This window comes from Streptomyces sp. DSM 40750 (assembly GCF_024612035.1).
GTDB lineage: Bacteria > Actinomycetota > Actinomycetes > Streptomycetales > Streptomycetaceae > Streptomyces.
Window position 1 is genome coordinate 1,575,208 of record NZ_CP102513.1, and the last position, 14,144, is coordinate 1,589,351.

General features: G+C 72.3%; 7 protein-coding genes. 2 read left to right on the top strand and 5 right to left on the bottom strand.

All coding sequences use genetic code 11. The features are described 5' to 3' along the window. Positions 1–16 precede the first annotated feature (16 nt). From JIX55_RS07205 to JIX55_RS07215, 3 genes are all read right to left on the bottom strand, one after another. Positions 17–3,391 carry a pyruvate carboxylase gene (locus JIX55_RS07205; protein WP_257562426.1) on the bottom strand — a complete coding sequence of 1,125 codons (3,375 nt, stop codon included), beginning with the start codon at positions 3,389–3,391 and terminating at the stop codon, positions 17–19. 246 nt (positions 3,392–3,637) lie between these two features. After that, positions 3,638–5,365 (bottom strand): serine/threonine-protein kinase, encoded by a 1,728-nt coding sequence (locus JIX55_RS07210; protein ID WP_257562427.1) that lies wholly within the window; start codon positions 5,363–5,365, stop codon positions 3,638–3,640. Between the two features lie 117 nt (positions 5,366–5,482). Continuing rightward, positions 5,483–6,862, bottom strand: a complete 1,380-nt coding sequence (locus tag JIX55_RS07215) for an SMI1/KNR4 family protein (RefSeq protein ID WP_257562428.1) — start codon at positions 6,860–6,862, stop codon at positions 5,483–5,485. A 199-nt stretch (positions 6,863–7,061) separates the two neighbouring features. Between JIX55_RS07215 and JIX55_RS07220 the strand changes: the two genes are divergently transcribed. Beyond that, entirely contained in the window at positions 7,062–10,268 is a 3,207-nt protein-coding gene (locus JIX55_RS07220; protein WP_257562429.1) for a glycoside hydrolase family 78 protein, read from the top strand. 165 nt (positions 10,269–10,433) lie between these two features. After that, positions 10,434–12,152, top strand: a complete 1,719-nt coding sequence (locus JIX55_RS07225; protein ID WP_257569245.1) for a serine/threonine-protein kinase — start codon at positions 10,434–10,436, stop codon at positions 12,150–12,152. Between the two features lie 49 nt (positions 12,153–12,201). Here the strand turns inward: JIX55_RS07225 and JIX55_RS07230 are convergent, their stop codons facing one another. Both JIX55_RS07230 and JIX55_RS07235 read right to left on the bottom strand, forming a co-directional pair. After that, positions 12,202–13,092 carry a MurR/RpiR family transcriptional regulator gene (locus JIX55_RS07230; protein ID WP_257562430.1) on the bottom strand — a complete coding sequence of 297 codons (891 nt, stop codon included), beginning with the start codon at positions 13,090–13,092 and terminating at the stop codon, positions 12,202–12,204. A gap of 107 nt (positions 13,093–13,199) precedes the next feature. Continuing rightward, complete coding sequence (locus tag JIX55_RS07235; RefSeq protein ID WP_257569246.1) at positions 13,200–14,123, bottom strand: ABC transporter substrate-binding protein; 924 nt, start codon at positions 14,121–14,123, stop codon at positions 13,200–13,202. Between the last annotated feature and the right edge of the window lie 21 nt (positions 14,124–14,144).

Consider the following 14,144-nt stretch of genomic DNA (forward strand, 5'->3'; position numbering starts at 1 on the left):
CACCGTTCATCGGACGTCACACGATCTCGACCAGCAGGTCACCGCCCTCCACCTGCTGGATCTTGTTGATCGCCAGCCGGGACACCCGTCCGGCCTTCGGGACGGTGATCGTGGCTTCCATCTTCATCGCCTCGATGGTGGCGACCGTGGCGCCGGCCGCGACCTCGTCGCCCTCGGCGACGGCGAGGGTGACCACGCCGGCGAACGGGGCGGCGACATGGCCGGGGTTGGAGCGGTCGGCCTTCTCGGTGACGGGGATGTCGGAGGAGGCGGCCTTGTCGCGGATCTGGATGGGGCGCAGCTGACCGTTGAGGGTGGACATCACGGTGCGCATGCCGCGTTCGTCGGCCTCGCCGACGGCTTCCAGGCCGATGAGGAGCCGGACGCCGGGCTCCAGGTCGACGGCGTACTCCTTGCCGGGGCCGAGCCCGTAGAAGAAGTCCTTGCTGTCGAGGACGCTGGTGTCGCCGTAGGTCTGACGGTGTGTCTCGAACTCGCGGGTCGGGCCGGGGAACAGCAGCCGGTTGAGGGTGGCGCGGCGGTCCTTCTCCAGTCCGGCGCGGTCCTCGGCGGTGAGGTCCTGGACGGGCTTGGCGTCGGCGCGGCCCTGGAGGGCCTTGCTGCGGAACGGCTCGGGCCAGCCGCCGGGCGGGGTGCCCAGCTCGCCGCGGAGGAATCCGATGACGGAGTCGGGGATGTCGAACCTGTCGGGCGTGGCCTCGAACTCCTCGGGGGCCACTCCGGCGCCGACGAGGTGCAGGGCGAGGTCGCCGACCACCTTGGAGGAGGGGGTGACCTTCACGAGGTGGCCGAGGATGCGGTCGGCGGCGGTGTACATCGCCTCGATGTCCTCGAAGCGGTCGCCGAGACCGAGGGCCACCGCCTGGGTGCGCAGGTTGGAGAGCTGGCCGCCGGGGATCTCGTGGTCGTAGACGCGTCCGGTGGGTGAGGCGAGGCCCGCCTCGAAGGGGGCGTAGATGCGGCGGACGCTCTCCCAGTAGGGCTCCAGGTCGCCGACGGCCCGCAGGTCGAGACCGGTGGGGCGGTCGGAGTGGTCGGTCGCGGCCACGATCGCCGACAGCGACGGCTGCGAGGTGGTGCCCGCCATGGAGGCCACGGCCCCGTCGACGGCGTCGGCGCCGGCCTGGATCGCGGCGAGGTAGGTGGCGAGCTGACCGCCGGCGGTGTCGTGGGTGTGGATGTGCACCGGCAGGTCGAACTCGCGGCGCAGCGCCGTCACGAGCTTCGTGGCGGCCGGGGCGCGCAGCAGTCCGGCCATGTCCTTGACGGCCAGGACGTGGGCGCCCGCGTCGACGATCTGTTCGGCCAGCCGGAGGTAGTAGTCGAGCGTGTAGAGCTGCTCGGCGGGGTTGGAGAGATCGGAGGTGTAGCAGAGGGCGACCTCGGCGACGGCCGTCCCGGTGGCCCGTACGGCGTCGATGGCGGGCCGCATCTGGCCGACGTCGTTGAGCGCGTCGAAGATCCGGAAGATGTCGATGCCGGTCTCGGTGGCCTCCTGGACGAAGGCGTCGGTCACCTCGGTCGGGTACGGCGTGTACCCGACGGTGTTGCGGCCGCGCAGCAGCATCTGGAGGCAGATGTTGGGGGCGGCGGCCCGGAAGGCGGCCAGGCGCTCCCAGGGGTCCTCGGCGAGGAAGCGGAGGGCTACGTCGTAGGTGGCGCCGCCCCAGCACTCCAGGGAGAGCAACTGCGGCAGGGTCCGGGCGACCACGGGGGCGACGGCGAGCATGTCCTTCGTACGGACCCGGGTGGCGAGCAGCGACTGGTGGGCGTCCCGGAAGGTGGTGTCGGTGACGCCGATGGTCGGGGACTCGCGCAGCCAGCGGGCGAAGCCCTCCGGGCCGAGTTCGACGAGCTTCTGCTTGGAGCCGACCGGGGGTTCGATCGTGGTGGGCCGCGGCAGCTTGGTGGACGGGTCGATGAGGGCGGGCCGCTCGCCGTGCGGCTTGTTGACCGTGACGTCGGCCAGATAGGTGAGCAGCTTCGTGCCCCGGTCGGCGGAGTGCCGGGAGGTGAGCAGGTGCGGGCGCTGTTCGATGAACGACGTGGTGACGTTGCCGGACTGGAAGTCCGGGTCGTCGAGGACGGCCTGCAGGAACGGGATGTTGGTGGCGACGCCCCGGATGCGGAACTCGGCGACCGCGCGCCGGGCCCGGTTGACGGCGGTGGTGAAGTCCCGGCCACGGCAGGTCAGTTTGACCAGCATGGAGTCGAAGTGGGCGCTGATGTCCGTACCGGCGTGGGTGGTGCCGCCGTCGAGGCGGATACCGGAGCCGCCGGGCGAGCGGTAGGCGCTGATACGGCCGGTGTCGGGGCGGAAGCCGTTGGCGGGGTCCTCGGTGGTGATACGGCACTGGAGGGCGGCACCGCGCAGGGTGACGGTCTCCTGGGACAGTCCGAGGTCGGCCAGAGACTCCCCGGCGGCGATGCGCAGCTGGGACTGCACGAGGTCGACGTCGGTGACCTCCTCGGTGACCGTGTGCTCGACCTGGATGCGGGGGTTCATCTCGATGAAGACGTGGTTGCCGTCGCGGTCGAGGAGGAACTCGACGGTGCCCGCGTTGCGGTAGCCGATCTCCCGGGCGAACCGTACGGCGTCGGCGCAGATCCGGTCGCGCAGGGCCGGGTCGAGGTTCGGGGCGGGCGCCAGTTCGATGACCTTCTGGTGGCGGCGCTGCACCGAACAGTCGCGTTCGAAGAGGTGGATGACGTTGCCCTGGCCGTCGGCGAGGATCTGCACCTCGATGTGGCGGGGCTCGATGACGGCCTTCTCCAGGAAGACGGTGGGGTCACCGAACGCGGAGGCGGCCTCGCGGGACGCCGCCTCGATGGACTCGCGCAGGGTGGCGGGGTCCTCGACGCGGCGCATACCGCGTCCGCCGCCGCCGGCGACGGCCTTGACGAAGACGGGGAAGCCGATGTCCTCGGCGGCGCGGACCAGTTCGTCGACGTCGGTGGAGGGCTCGGAGGAACCGAGGACCGGTACGCCGGCGGCGCGGGCGGCGGCCACCGCGCGCGCCTTGTTGCCGGTCAGTTCGAGGATGTGGGCGCTGGGCCCGACGAACGTGATGCCCGCTTCCTCGCAGGCCCGGGCCAGCTCGGGGTTCTCGGACAGGAATCCGTAGCCCGGGTAGACGGCGTCGGCGCCCGCCAGCCGGGCGGCGCGCATGATCTCCTCGACGGAGAGATAGGCCCGCACGGGGTGTCCCGGTTCGCCGATCTCGTAGGCCTCGTCGGCCTTGAGCCGGTGCAGCGAGTTGCGGTCCTCGTGGGGGAAGACGGCGACGGTCCGCGCGCCCACTTCATAGCCTGCGCGGAACGCGCGGATCGCGATCTCGCCACGGTTGGCGACCAGTACCTTGCGGAGCATTCCCGATCCCTTCGGCCTGCCTGGTGAGGAACACCATGCTCCCGGCATTGTGGCCGACGTGCCATGAGAGCCCGGTCACTGACAGGTGGTCGGAGGTCTGGCCCACGTGACGGAGTCCGTGCGGCCCGTGCGGCATCCGTGGCCAGGGGCGCGATGGGCCGTCTCGGCGAACGGCATGCCGTCGATGCCCACGACGCCGACGCGCCCGACCGACCGTTCACCCCTGCCGCACGAACCGGCTCCCGTTCACCCCCGCACCGCGAACTGGCTCCCGGTCTTCTCGCCGTCGTCCGTGACCGCCGCGGCCACACAGCGGAAGACGCGCAGACCGTTGTCCCACTCCACCGCCGACGGCGGGATGATGTCGACGTTCCACTCGTCGGCGACGTCACGGCCGTCGGAGGTCATCGTCGCGGCCATGACCTTCTGCGAGCACAGCGCCTTGACGTCCGGGTGCCTGATCAGGTCCCGCGCGTTGTTCGTCATGCCGTCCTCCGGCAGCGGCGCGATCGCGAAGGTCTCCCACACGTGTTTGGTCTGGCAGTCGGCACGGCTGACGGTGACGATGCCGGAGATGTCGACGATGCCGCTCCAGCACTCCGGGGTCGCGACGCACCGGCCGCCCACACCCTCGACGTCCGTCGCGGGGCAGTTCTCCGTCGTGGTCGCCACCGCGAACTCCGAGGTGCCCTTGCTCTCGGCGGTGGCGCCGGAGGACGGCGAGGCGACCGTGGAGGAGTCGCCTCGCCCGCTGTCCTCATCGCCGCTCCCGTACGTCACCACGGTGACCGACACGCTCACGGAGACGGCCACGGCCGCCAGTACGGCGATCACCGCCGGCCGCCGCCGCGCCGCCTTCCGCCCGCCGTCGCCGTCACGCCGGGGCACTGCGGTCGTCCCGCCGCCCCCGCCCGGTTCGATGCCCGCGGTCGTGCCGCCCGCCCCGCCCGGCCATCCCTGTGGACCTGTCGAAGGTGGCGCGTCCCGATACGGCGGCATCGTCGTGGGCGGCGCGTCCCGGTAAGGCGGCATCGTCGTGGGCGGCGCGTCCCGGTAAGGCGGCATCGTCGTGGGCGGCGCGTCCCGGTACGCCGGTACCGTCGTCATGCCGGGCGCCGGTCCGAAGCCACCGCCGCCTCCCAGGTCGACCGTGTCGAGGTCGACGGCGGCGAGGGCGTCGCGGAACGCGCCCGCGTCGGAGAGGCGTTGGGCGGGGTCGGCGGCGAGGGCGTACCGGAGCGTCGAGTTGAGGGCGGGCGGCAGTCCGGGCAGGTCGGGATAGGGCCAGGTGTGGCGCACGATCAGTTCGGGGAGGCTGAGCTGGGTGCCGTCGTCCGGGTGGTGCGGCGGGCGGCCGCGCAGCAGGGCGTAGACGGTGGCGGCCAGGGAGTAGACGTCGCCGGCCGGGCTGGGGTCCGCCAGGTGGAAGGCTTCGGGCGGCGCGTACGCGGGGGTCAACGCCTCCCGGGTCACGGACAGTTCCCGGCCCGGCCGGGGCATGGCGGCGAGGCCGAAGTCGGTGAGGGCCACCCCGCCGTACCGGTTGACCATGACGTTGCCGGGTTTGATGTCGCGGTGCAGCACCCCGGCGGCGTGGGCGGCGGCCACCGCGTCCGCGAGGCCCACGCCGATGTCGCGCGCCTGCTTCGCCGGCAGCGGTCCCCGCCGCTGGAGCCGGTCGCCCAGGGAGCCGCCGGGGCACAGCTCCAGCACCATGTAGGGGCGGTTGTCGGCGAGCACCCCGGCGTCGTACACCGGGACCACATGCGGGTGGCCGGACAACTGCCCGGCCGCTGTGACCTCGCGGAGGAATCGCTGTCGGTCGCGCGGTGTGGACAGCACCCTGCTGTCCACCTTCAGCGCGACCTCCCGGCCCACGGCCAGCTGCCGGGCCCGGTACACCGTGGCGAATCCGCCCTGGCCCAGGACCTCCTGGATCTCGTAACCGGGCAGGTCCGTTCTTTCGGGCCCCATGTTGCCGTACCCCCAGCGCACAGCCCCGGCCAGGATGTCCGGCCGAGGTGAGGCGAGACTCTAGCCGAGGGCTCGGACAGCGGTACGCCCGGTTGGGCCCGTTGTGGGTCGACCCGACTACGCCATGGGGCCGAGGTCACCTTCGAGACGGATCCGGGTGATCGGCGGGCGGTCCCAGAGGGCGAGGATCTCGTTGGCGAGGTCCACGATCGGGAGCGGGGAACGGTCGCCGAGCGCCTCGATGCGCGCGGCGAGCAGGGAACGCGGGACGGCCCCGGCGTCGAGGAGGACGCGCCAGTCCTCCGGCGGGAGTTCGAGGTACTCCAGCCCGGTCAGCCGGGCGATCTCCAGTGGGTCGGCGAGCGTACTGGGGTAGGCGGTGAGGGTCCGCAGCCGGGGCAGCCCGGTGACGGGGGCGAGGCTGAACGGCTCCTCGTCCCATACGCCGATGTTCAGGACCTCCAGGCCGGGGTGGGCGGCGGCCTCGATGCTCCGCAGGCTCCGGTGGTGGACCCAGGCCACCGGCGACGGCTCGTCCCGGCGGCGGCCGCGGCGCTCCCTTCCGGGCCCGTGCAGCACCAGGTCCGTGAGGGAGTCGGCGACCAGAGCCGCGCCGATGTTCTCCTCGTGGCTGAGGATGATGATCTGCCCCAGGTGTCCGCGCGGCCCCGGGGTCAGGTCGACCGCGAGCCGGTCGCCGCCGCCGTTGTCGCCGAAGGCGATCCAGCCGGGTGAGCCGACCACCCCCTGCACGGCGGCATCGTGCGGGGTGACAACGGCCTCCTTCGCCGCGAACCGCCACGGGGACGGACGCGACCGCACGTCGGCGACGTACAGGTCGTCCAGGGAGAAGAGCTCGCAGCCGACGGCCATGACCTCACGCTCAGCTGCGTCGTCGTCGCCGTCCCAGTCCTGCCAGCGTGCCCGGGTCACCCGGTACAGCACCTTGATCTCGTCGGGCAGCGCGATGCCGAGCCGCGCCTCCGCGGCGGCGATCTCCGCCTCGGTGGCACCCACGGCGTCGGGTATCCGCTCGCGGAGCGTCCGTTCCAGCAGCGCGAGATCGGCGGTCGGGGCCGGCACCGCGTCGGGCACCGGATCGGGCAGGCGGCGCCAGGGTTCGGGGAGGGCGCCCTCGACCAGGATCAGCGACTCGGGGTGCGGACCGCTGATGGCGGCCTCCACGGCGGGGCTGGGGCCGAGCAGACGGAGCACGGCCCTCCCGGTCGGCGCGACCCTCGCCGTGAACGAGACGCCGTCGACGCCGAGGTCCTCGAGCGCGCCCTGCACCCGCCGCACCGCGTCGAACTCGGCCTGCATGTCCTCGACCTGAGCGGCCCGTCCCGGCTGCGGCACCGGCCGGCTCAGGGGCACGCTCCACGCGTGGCGGCTGATCTGTCCCGCCACTTGGCCGCCGGCGGCGAAGGCCTCCGCCTTGTCGGCCCGCAGCAGCCTCAACAGCGGTTCCCAGGTGGCGAAGTCGTGCAGCGGGGACAACGGGACCTCCGGTGGTTCCGGCGAGCGTGGCGCAGTGATTATGCGGGAGCGCCGTGCCCCAGCCGCGACCCGCCCCGCGCCGGTTAAATCGTTTCATTCGGCCATGGATCGAATCTCGGACCGCCTATTGACCGCATCGACCCGGAACCCTAACCTCCGGGCAATCTCATTGAAACCTTTCACGAACCGAAGGTGCACCATGGCGCGGGACTTCTCACGGCGCGGACTTCTCCAGCTGGGCGGCACCGTGGCCGCCTCCGTCGTCCTGTCCGGGCCCCGGGCCCTTGCCGCCCCCGGCCCGAGCATCACGGCGGCCGCCGGGAAGCCGCCCGCGCCGACCGGGATGCTCGCCGATCTGCTGCCGCAGGCCCTCGGGACCAGCGCCGGCCGGCGCCCCCGGTTCAGCTGGCAGGTGCCGGACTTCGGCGCGGGTACGGTGCAGCGCGCCTACCAGCTCCAGGTGGCGGCCACCCCGGGCGGATTCGACGACGACCGCCTGGTCTGGGACTCCGGGAAGCTGGCATCCGCCGACTCCAGCGCCGTACCGTACGCCGGGCCCGCGCTGGAGCCCCGTACCGCCTACTGGTGGCGGGTCAGCAGCTGGGGCGAGGAGCGTTCGTCCTGGTCGGAGCCCGCGCTGCTGGCCACGTCGGTCGAGGACGAGTGGGAGGCGAAGCCGATCTGGGCGCCTGCCGGGCCGGTGATGACCGACGGCACTTTCACCGTCCGCGTGAAGATCACCACCGTGGCCGCCGGCCTGTGGTTCCGGGCCACGAACACCGCCAACACCTACATGTGGCAGCTGCGCGCGGGCACCACCGGGGTGCTGCGCAAGCACGTCTGTGTGGGCGGTACCTACACCGTGCTCGGCGAGGTCAAGCTGCCGTTCGCGGTCACCGCCGGGGATTGGATGGACCTGAGCGTCACGATGGCGGGCGCCACCTTCACCACCAGCGTCAGCGGCACCGTCGTGGACACCACCACCGACAGCCGCTACGCCTCCGGCAACATCGGGCTGCGCAACGGCCTCACCGAGTCCCAGACCTACGACCGGGTCACCTTCACCGCCGCCGACGGCACGGTCCTCCTCGACGACGACTTCGCCTCCGACAAGGGCACCTTCTCCGCCGGCACCGTCTCCGGCGGCGTCCTCACCTTCCCGACCGGCGCCTCCTCGCTCTCCTCCTACGGGGCCGACGACACCTGGGCGCTGCTGCGCCACGAGTACGACACGAAGGCCGGCCAGGAGATAGCCGCGGCGGTCCTCTATGTGGCGGCCACCTCGCCCGATCCGGCCCGGCAGTACGTCGCGAAGGTGTGGAGCAACGGCACCACGGTCGGCTACGCCTCCGTCCGCTCCGGCGACGGGACCGCCTACCAGGCCTTCGACGTGACCTCGACGCTGCGGGCCGACGGCAGTGCCAACGCGCTGGCGGCGCTGTGCTGGACCACATCGAGGCAGAAGTTCCTGGCCCAGCTGGAGATCACGTACACCGACGGCAGCCGGTCCACCGTCGCCTCCGGGGACCACTGGAAGGCGCGCCGGCAGGCCGGGTTGCTGCCCTCGAAGGGCAGCGCGGGCAGCAGTTACTTCACCGTTCCGCAGGAGTACTGGGATCTGCGCCGCGAGCCCGTGGGCTGGACGAAGCCCGGCTTCGACGACGGCGACTGGCTCACGCCGGTCGTCCGTACCGCGATCGACGGCCTGGTCCCCGCGCTGATCGAGGCGGTACGGCCGCACGACGTCACCCCGGCCTCCGTCACCCGGGTCGCCGAGGGCCGGTGGCTGGTCGACCTCGGCCGGGAGATCGTCGGCGGGCTGGCCCTGGAGGTCACCGGCGGCGCGGGCGACACGGTCGAGGTGCGGCTCGGCGAGGAGCTGAACTCCGACGGCACGGTCAGGTACCAACTGCGCGCCACCAACACGTACCGCGAGGTGTGGACCCTGCGGGACGGCGAGCAGCGCTTCGAGCACTGGGGCTACCGAGGCTTCCGCTGGGCCGAACTGCGCACCACGCTCGACCTGTCGGAGGCGGTCGTCACCGGCCGCGCCTGGAAGCTCGACTGGGACGACTCCGACGCCTCCTTCCGCAGCTCGGACGCCGATCTGGACCGGGTCTGGGAGCTGTGCCGCTACTCCATCGAGGCCACGCGCGGCGACCTCTACACGGACACGCCCACCCGCGAACGCGGCCCGTACGAGGGCGACGCGCTGATCAACCAGCTCTCCGAGTACGGCGTCCAGCGCTCCTACGCCCTCGCCCGCTGGTCGAACGACTATCTGGTCCGCAAGGGCACCTGGCCCACCGAGTACCGGCTGATGTGCGCGATCTCCGCGTGGGAGGACTATCTCGCCACGGGTGACGACCGGCAGCTCGCCAAGGACTACGACCTGCTCACCGCGAAGAACCTCACCTCGTATCTGGACTCCGAGGGTCTGGTCCGCAAGGCGCCCGGCAACACCAGTCAGAACCTCGGTGATCTGGTCGACTGGCCGGCCGCCAGCCGTGACGGTTATGTGTTCACCAACGTCAACACAGTGGTCAACGCCTTCCAGTTCGCGGCCTTCGAGGCACTCGCCCAGTGCGCTGCGGCCCTCGGCAAGGACGATGACGCGGCCACCCTGCACGGCCGGGCCGACACCCTCGCCTCGTCCATGCGCGCCACACTGCTCGACAGTGCGGGCGGGCGCTTCCTCGACGGCGTCGGCACCACCCACAGCGCCCAGCACGCGACCGCCTTCCCCGTGGCGCTGGGTGTCGCGGACGCCCTGGACCAGGACGTGCTGGCCAGGCTGGGCGACACCCTGGCGGCGGGCGGCATGAAGGTGAGCGTGTACGGGTCGCAGTTCCTGCTCGACGCGCTGTTCCGGCTGGGCCGCTCCGACGCGGCGCTCGCCCTGCTCACCTCCACAGCGACCAACTCGTGGCTGCACATGCTGGACGCGCTGAAGGCCACCATCGTCACGGAGGCGTGGGACCCCGCGCTGAAGTCCAACATGACGCTCTCCCACGCCTGGGCGTCGGCGCCCGCCAACGCCGTGGCCCGGCACATCCTCGGCGTCCAGGTCAGCGAGCCCGGCGCGGCCGGGTTCCGGATCCGGCCCAGGACCGGCTCGCTGACCGAGGCCGAGGGAACGGTTCCCTCGGTGCGCGGGCCGGTCTCGGTCCGGGTGCGCCGCTCCGAGGACACCCACACGACACGGGTGACCGTGCCGCCGAACTCCCGTGCCGTGCTGGAGGTGGAGATCGGGGACGCCGATCCGAAGGCGTACCAGGTGCGGGGGACCTCACCTGGAGGCCAGGGCCCGGTACAGGTCGAGTCGTTCACCGATCCGACGGGCACGGTACTGCGGATCGGACCGGTGGGATCGGGCACGACGGAGGTGCGACGCGCGACCTCCTGAGCCTCTGGTGAGACGGAAGTGACCGAAACCCGGACCGCGGGCCCTGGCTGAGTTAGCCTCAACTTTCGGGGGGCGAACTGATGTACGCCCAAAAGTCACTTTGGGGGTGCTGTGTCAGACCAGCGGCCGGTGCCGCCACGTTCGTCGGCGGAGAAGGCTCCGGTGCTGCGACAGGCAGGTGGCCTGCCCCTGCGCCCCGGCGACCCGGACCGCATCGGTCCCTATGTGTCGCTGGGGCTGCTCGGCAGCGGCGGCATGGGGCGCGTCTATCTGGCGCGCCCCACGGACGGCGGCCCCGACCTCGTCGCGGTGAAGGTGATCAGGCCCGAGTACGCGGAGGACATACGGTTCCGCCGCCGGTTCGAGCAGGAGGCGTCGGTCCACAGCCGGGTGCGCACGCCGCACATGCCGCGCCTGGCCGGCACGGGCTTCCGGGACGAAGTGCTGTGGATGGCCACCGAGTACCTGCCGGGGCTCGATCTGGCGGCCGCCGTGCACGAGGACGGTCCTCTGCCGGCCGTCGCCGTCCGGCGGTTGGTCGCGGAGCTCGGGCAGGCGCTCGCCGACCTCTCCGCCGCGGGGATCGTGCACCGGGACCTGAAGCCGTCCAACGTCCTGCTCTCCGCCCGGGGCGCGCACGTCATCGACTTCGGCATCGCGAAGGCCGCCGACGCGAGCGCCATCACCGGCACCGGCAACCGGGTGGGCACCCCGGCCTACATGTCCCCGGAGTATCTGCGCACGGGCGAATGCGACACGGCCTCGGACGTGTTCTCCCTGGCCTGCACCCTGGTCTTCGCGGCGACCGGCAGCGCCCCCTTCGGCGACGGCACCGGCGTCGACGTCATGCACCGGGTGGCGTTCGAGGAGCCCAACCCGAAGGTGCTCGCCGACATCGCCGCGGCCGACGCCACGCTCGCCTCGCTGCTGTCCGCCTGCCTGGCCAAGGAGCCCGGGAGCCGGCCGACCCCGGGGCAACTGATCGAGGCGGCCGGGCACGACTCCCGGGAGTCCGGGGCGGCTGGATCGTCCGGGACGTCCGGCTGGCCCGAGCCGCTGGGCGGCAGAGTGCTCGCCCGGCAGCGGGCGTACGAGGCGCTGTGCCGGCTCCCTCTCGAACAGCCCGGTCCCAAGCGGGTGGAGAAGGCTCCGATTCCGTCCGCCGACCTGCCGTCGGGTCCGCCCGCCGACGCGCCGGCACCGGAGTTACGTCCGACACGGCCCCGCACCTGGACCCGCCGCAAGCGGGTACTGGTCGGCGCCGCCGGTCTGGCCCTCTGCACGACGGCCGCGGGTGTCGTCGTACTCACCCTCCAGAGCCCCTCCACCACCACGGCCTCGCCGGGGAGGGGTACGACGAAATCCGCCGACGCTCTTCCCGGCGAGGCCGCCTCCGCCTCCGCGTCGGCGACCGGCGGCTCGGACGGTGCGGCGGCCGCCCCGGACGGCGGGTCCGGGCTCTCCGAGGTCTCCGGCAAGGATGACCCGGCCGCGGCTGACGGCGACGCCGCGCGCCCCGACGCGTCCGGCACCGCCGACGACGACCGGCACCCCGACTCCTCCGCGCCCGCCCCGGGGACCAGCGCGCCCACCGAGACCACGCCGCCCCCGACCGACGAGCCCACCGAGCCCTCGACCCCGGCCTGGCTCTCGGACTGCACGTACTACTCGGGCAACGGACGCACCCGTCTGGGCAACAGCGGCAGCCGCGTGTTGCAGGTCCAGTGCATGCTGACCAGGCGCGGGTACGGCGTCGGGGACGCGGACGGCGAGTTCGGGGCCGGCACGGAGACCGCGGTGCAGAACTTCCAGAGCGACAAGGGGCTGAACCCCGACGGTGTCGTCGCGCGCGACACCTGGGTCGCGTTGCGCGGCACCGACTGACGTACCTGTCCGCCCGCTTCCGTCGGGGCGCCCCGAGCGGCGCCTGCGGTCACTCCACGAACAGTCCCCGCGCCGCGGCCCGCGCGTCGAACTCCTCCAGGTGGGCCTGGGCGTCCGGGAGGGCGTCGCACATCGCCTCCAGGAGCACCTGACCCAGCACCATGGGGGCGCTCACGGTGTCGAAGACCAGGCCGGTGCCGACGGCGGCGGGGAGGAGCAGGTCGCTGTGGGCGGCGACCGGAGCGAAGGTGCCGTCGGCGATGGTCACCACCGTGAGGCCCGCGGCACGGGCGTGCGCGAGGGCGTCCAGGAGTTCACGGGGGTGGCGCGGCAGCGCGAAGCACAGGAGCGCGCTCGCGCCGGCCTTCCGGGCCGCGTCGATGCGGTCGGCGAGCAGTGAGCCGCCCTCGTCGAGCAGGCGTACGTCGGGGTGGACCTTCGCGGTGAAGTAGGCGAAGCCGCGTGCCTGGGCGGCGGAGGCGCGCAGTCCGAGAACCGGCAGCGGGCGGGAGGCGGCGAGCAGCCGGCCCGCGCGTGCCACGGGCTCGGGGTCGGCCAGCAGGGCCGCCAGGTGCCGCAGGTTGTCGATCTCGGCCTGTACCGCCTGCTGGTACGGGTTCCGCGACCGTCCGTCGAGGCCGTGCCAGGCGGGTGCGACCTCCCGCAGGTGGGCGCGGAGGGCCGGGTAGCCGTCGAAGCCGAGGGCTGCCGCGAAACGGGTCACGGACGGCTGGCTGACTCCGGCGAGTCGCGCCAGTTCCACGCTCGACAGGAAGGGCACGTCCGCCGCCTGCCGGACCAGGCAGTGCGCGATACGGCGCTGGGTCGGGGTGAGCCGACGGCCCTCGAAGAGCTGCTGCAGCCGCGCGGACGGGCCGACTCCACCGGGTCGTCCGGTACCGACTCCCTCGGGCGTCTCGGTGCCACCGGCGTCAGTCATCTGATCCCCCAGCCGGTCGTCGTGCTCGGTCCCCTCCCCCTGCCCGGCGGGGGTCCGTACGCGGTGCCGGGCAGGAGCGGGGGCGGACGATGTGGGCGTGACGCCGGTCAGCTCACGAGGCCGGCGGACGTCAGCCAGTCCTCGGCGACGGCGTCGGCGTCCTCCTTGTCGTTGACGAGCTTCTTCATCATCTCCAGCAGGTCCTCGGTGGTGAGCTTGGCCGAGACGGCGTTGAGCGCGGACTTGGCGGTGTCGTTCACCGCGTCCTTGTAGACGAGCGGTGTGACGTTCTGCGAGGAGAAGAGGTTCTCCGGGTCCTCGAGGACGACCAGCTTGTCCGCGACGATGGCGGGGTCGGTGGTGTAGAGGTTGGCGGCCTGCACCTTGTCGTCCTTGAGCAGCTTCACCAGGGTGGTCTGGGCACCCGCGTCGAGCGGCTGGTACTTGCCGAACTCCACGCCGTAGACCTTCTTCAGGCCGACGCCGCCCTGCGTGCGGGTCTTGAACTCCGACCCGGCGCCGATCGTCATGTCCCCCGCGACCGGCTTGAGGTCGGCGAGGGTCTTGAGGTTGTGCTTGGCGGCGGTCTCGGCGGTGACCGTGACGGAGTCCTTGTCCTCGGCCGCGGCGGAGTCGAGGATCTCCACCGACGACGGGAGCTTCTCCTTCAGCTCGGCGTTGATCTGCTCGGTGCTGGTCGCGGTGCTGTTCTCGTCGACCGCCACCGACAGCAGGGCGCCGTTGTACTCGGGGAAGACGCCTATGCCGCCCTTGACCACCTGGTCGTAGTAGACCTCGCGGGCCCCGATGTCGAACTTCCGCGTCACCTTCAGGCCCTTGCTCTCCAGGGCCTGCGAATAGATCTCGGCGAGCAGTTGGTTCTCGGGGAAGTTCGCCGAGCCGACGACGATGGATTTGCCGTCGCCGCCACCACCGTCGCCCGCCAGCGGATTGTCGTCGCTGTCGCCACCACCGCCGCAGGCGGTCAGGGTGAGCGCGGTGATCAGGCCGAACGCGGCGCTTCGGTACATGCCTCGCATGGGTTTTCCCTC

Excerpts from the sequence above, each read along its gene's own strand:
- JIX55_RS07205 (WP_257562426.1), bottom strand. The coding sequence starts at position 3,391 with ATGCTCCGCAAGGTACTGGTCGCCAACCGTGGCGAGATCGCGATCCGC.
- JIX55_RS07210 (WP_257562427.1), bottom strand. The coding sequence starts at position 5,365 with ATGGGGCCCGAAAGAACGGACCTGCCCGGTTACGAGATCCAGGAGGTC.
- JIX55_RS07220 (WP_257562429.1), top strand. The coding sequence starts at position 7,062 with ATGGCGCGGGACTTCTCACGGCGCGGACTTCTCCAGCTGGGCGGCACC.
- JIX55_RS07230 (WP_257562430.1), bottom strand. The coding sequence starts at position 13,092 with ATGACTGACGCCGGTGGCACCGAGACGCCCGAGGGAGTCGGTACCGGA.
- JIX55_RS07235 (WP_257569246.1), bottom strand. The coding sequence starts at position 14,123 with ATGTACCGAAGCGCCGCGTTCGGCCTGATCACCGCGCTCACCCTGACC.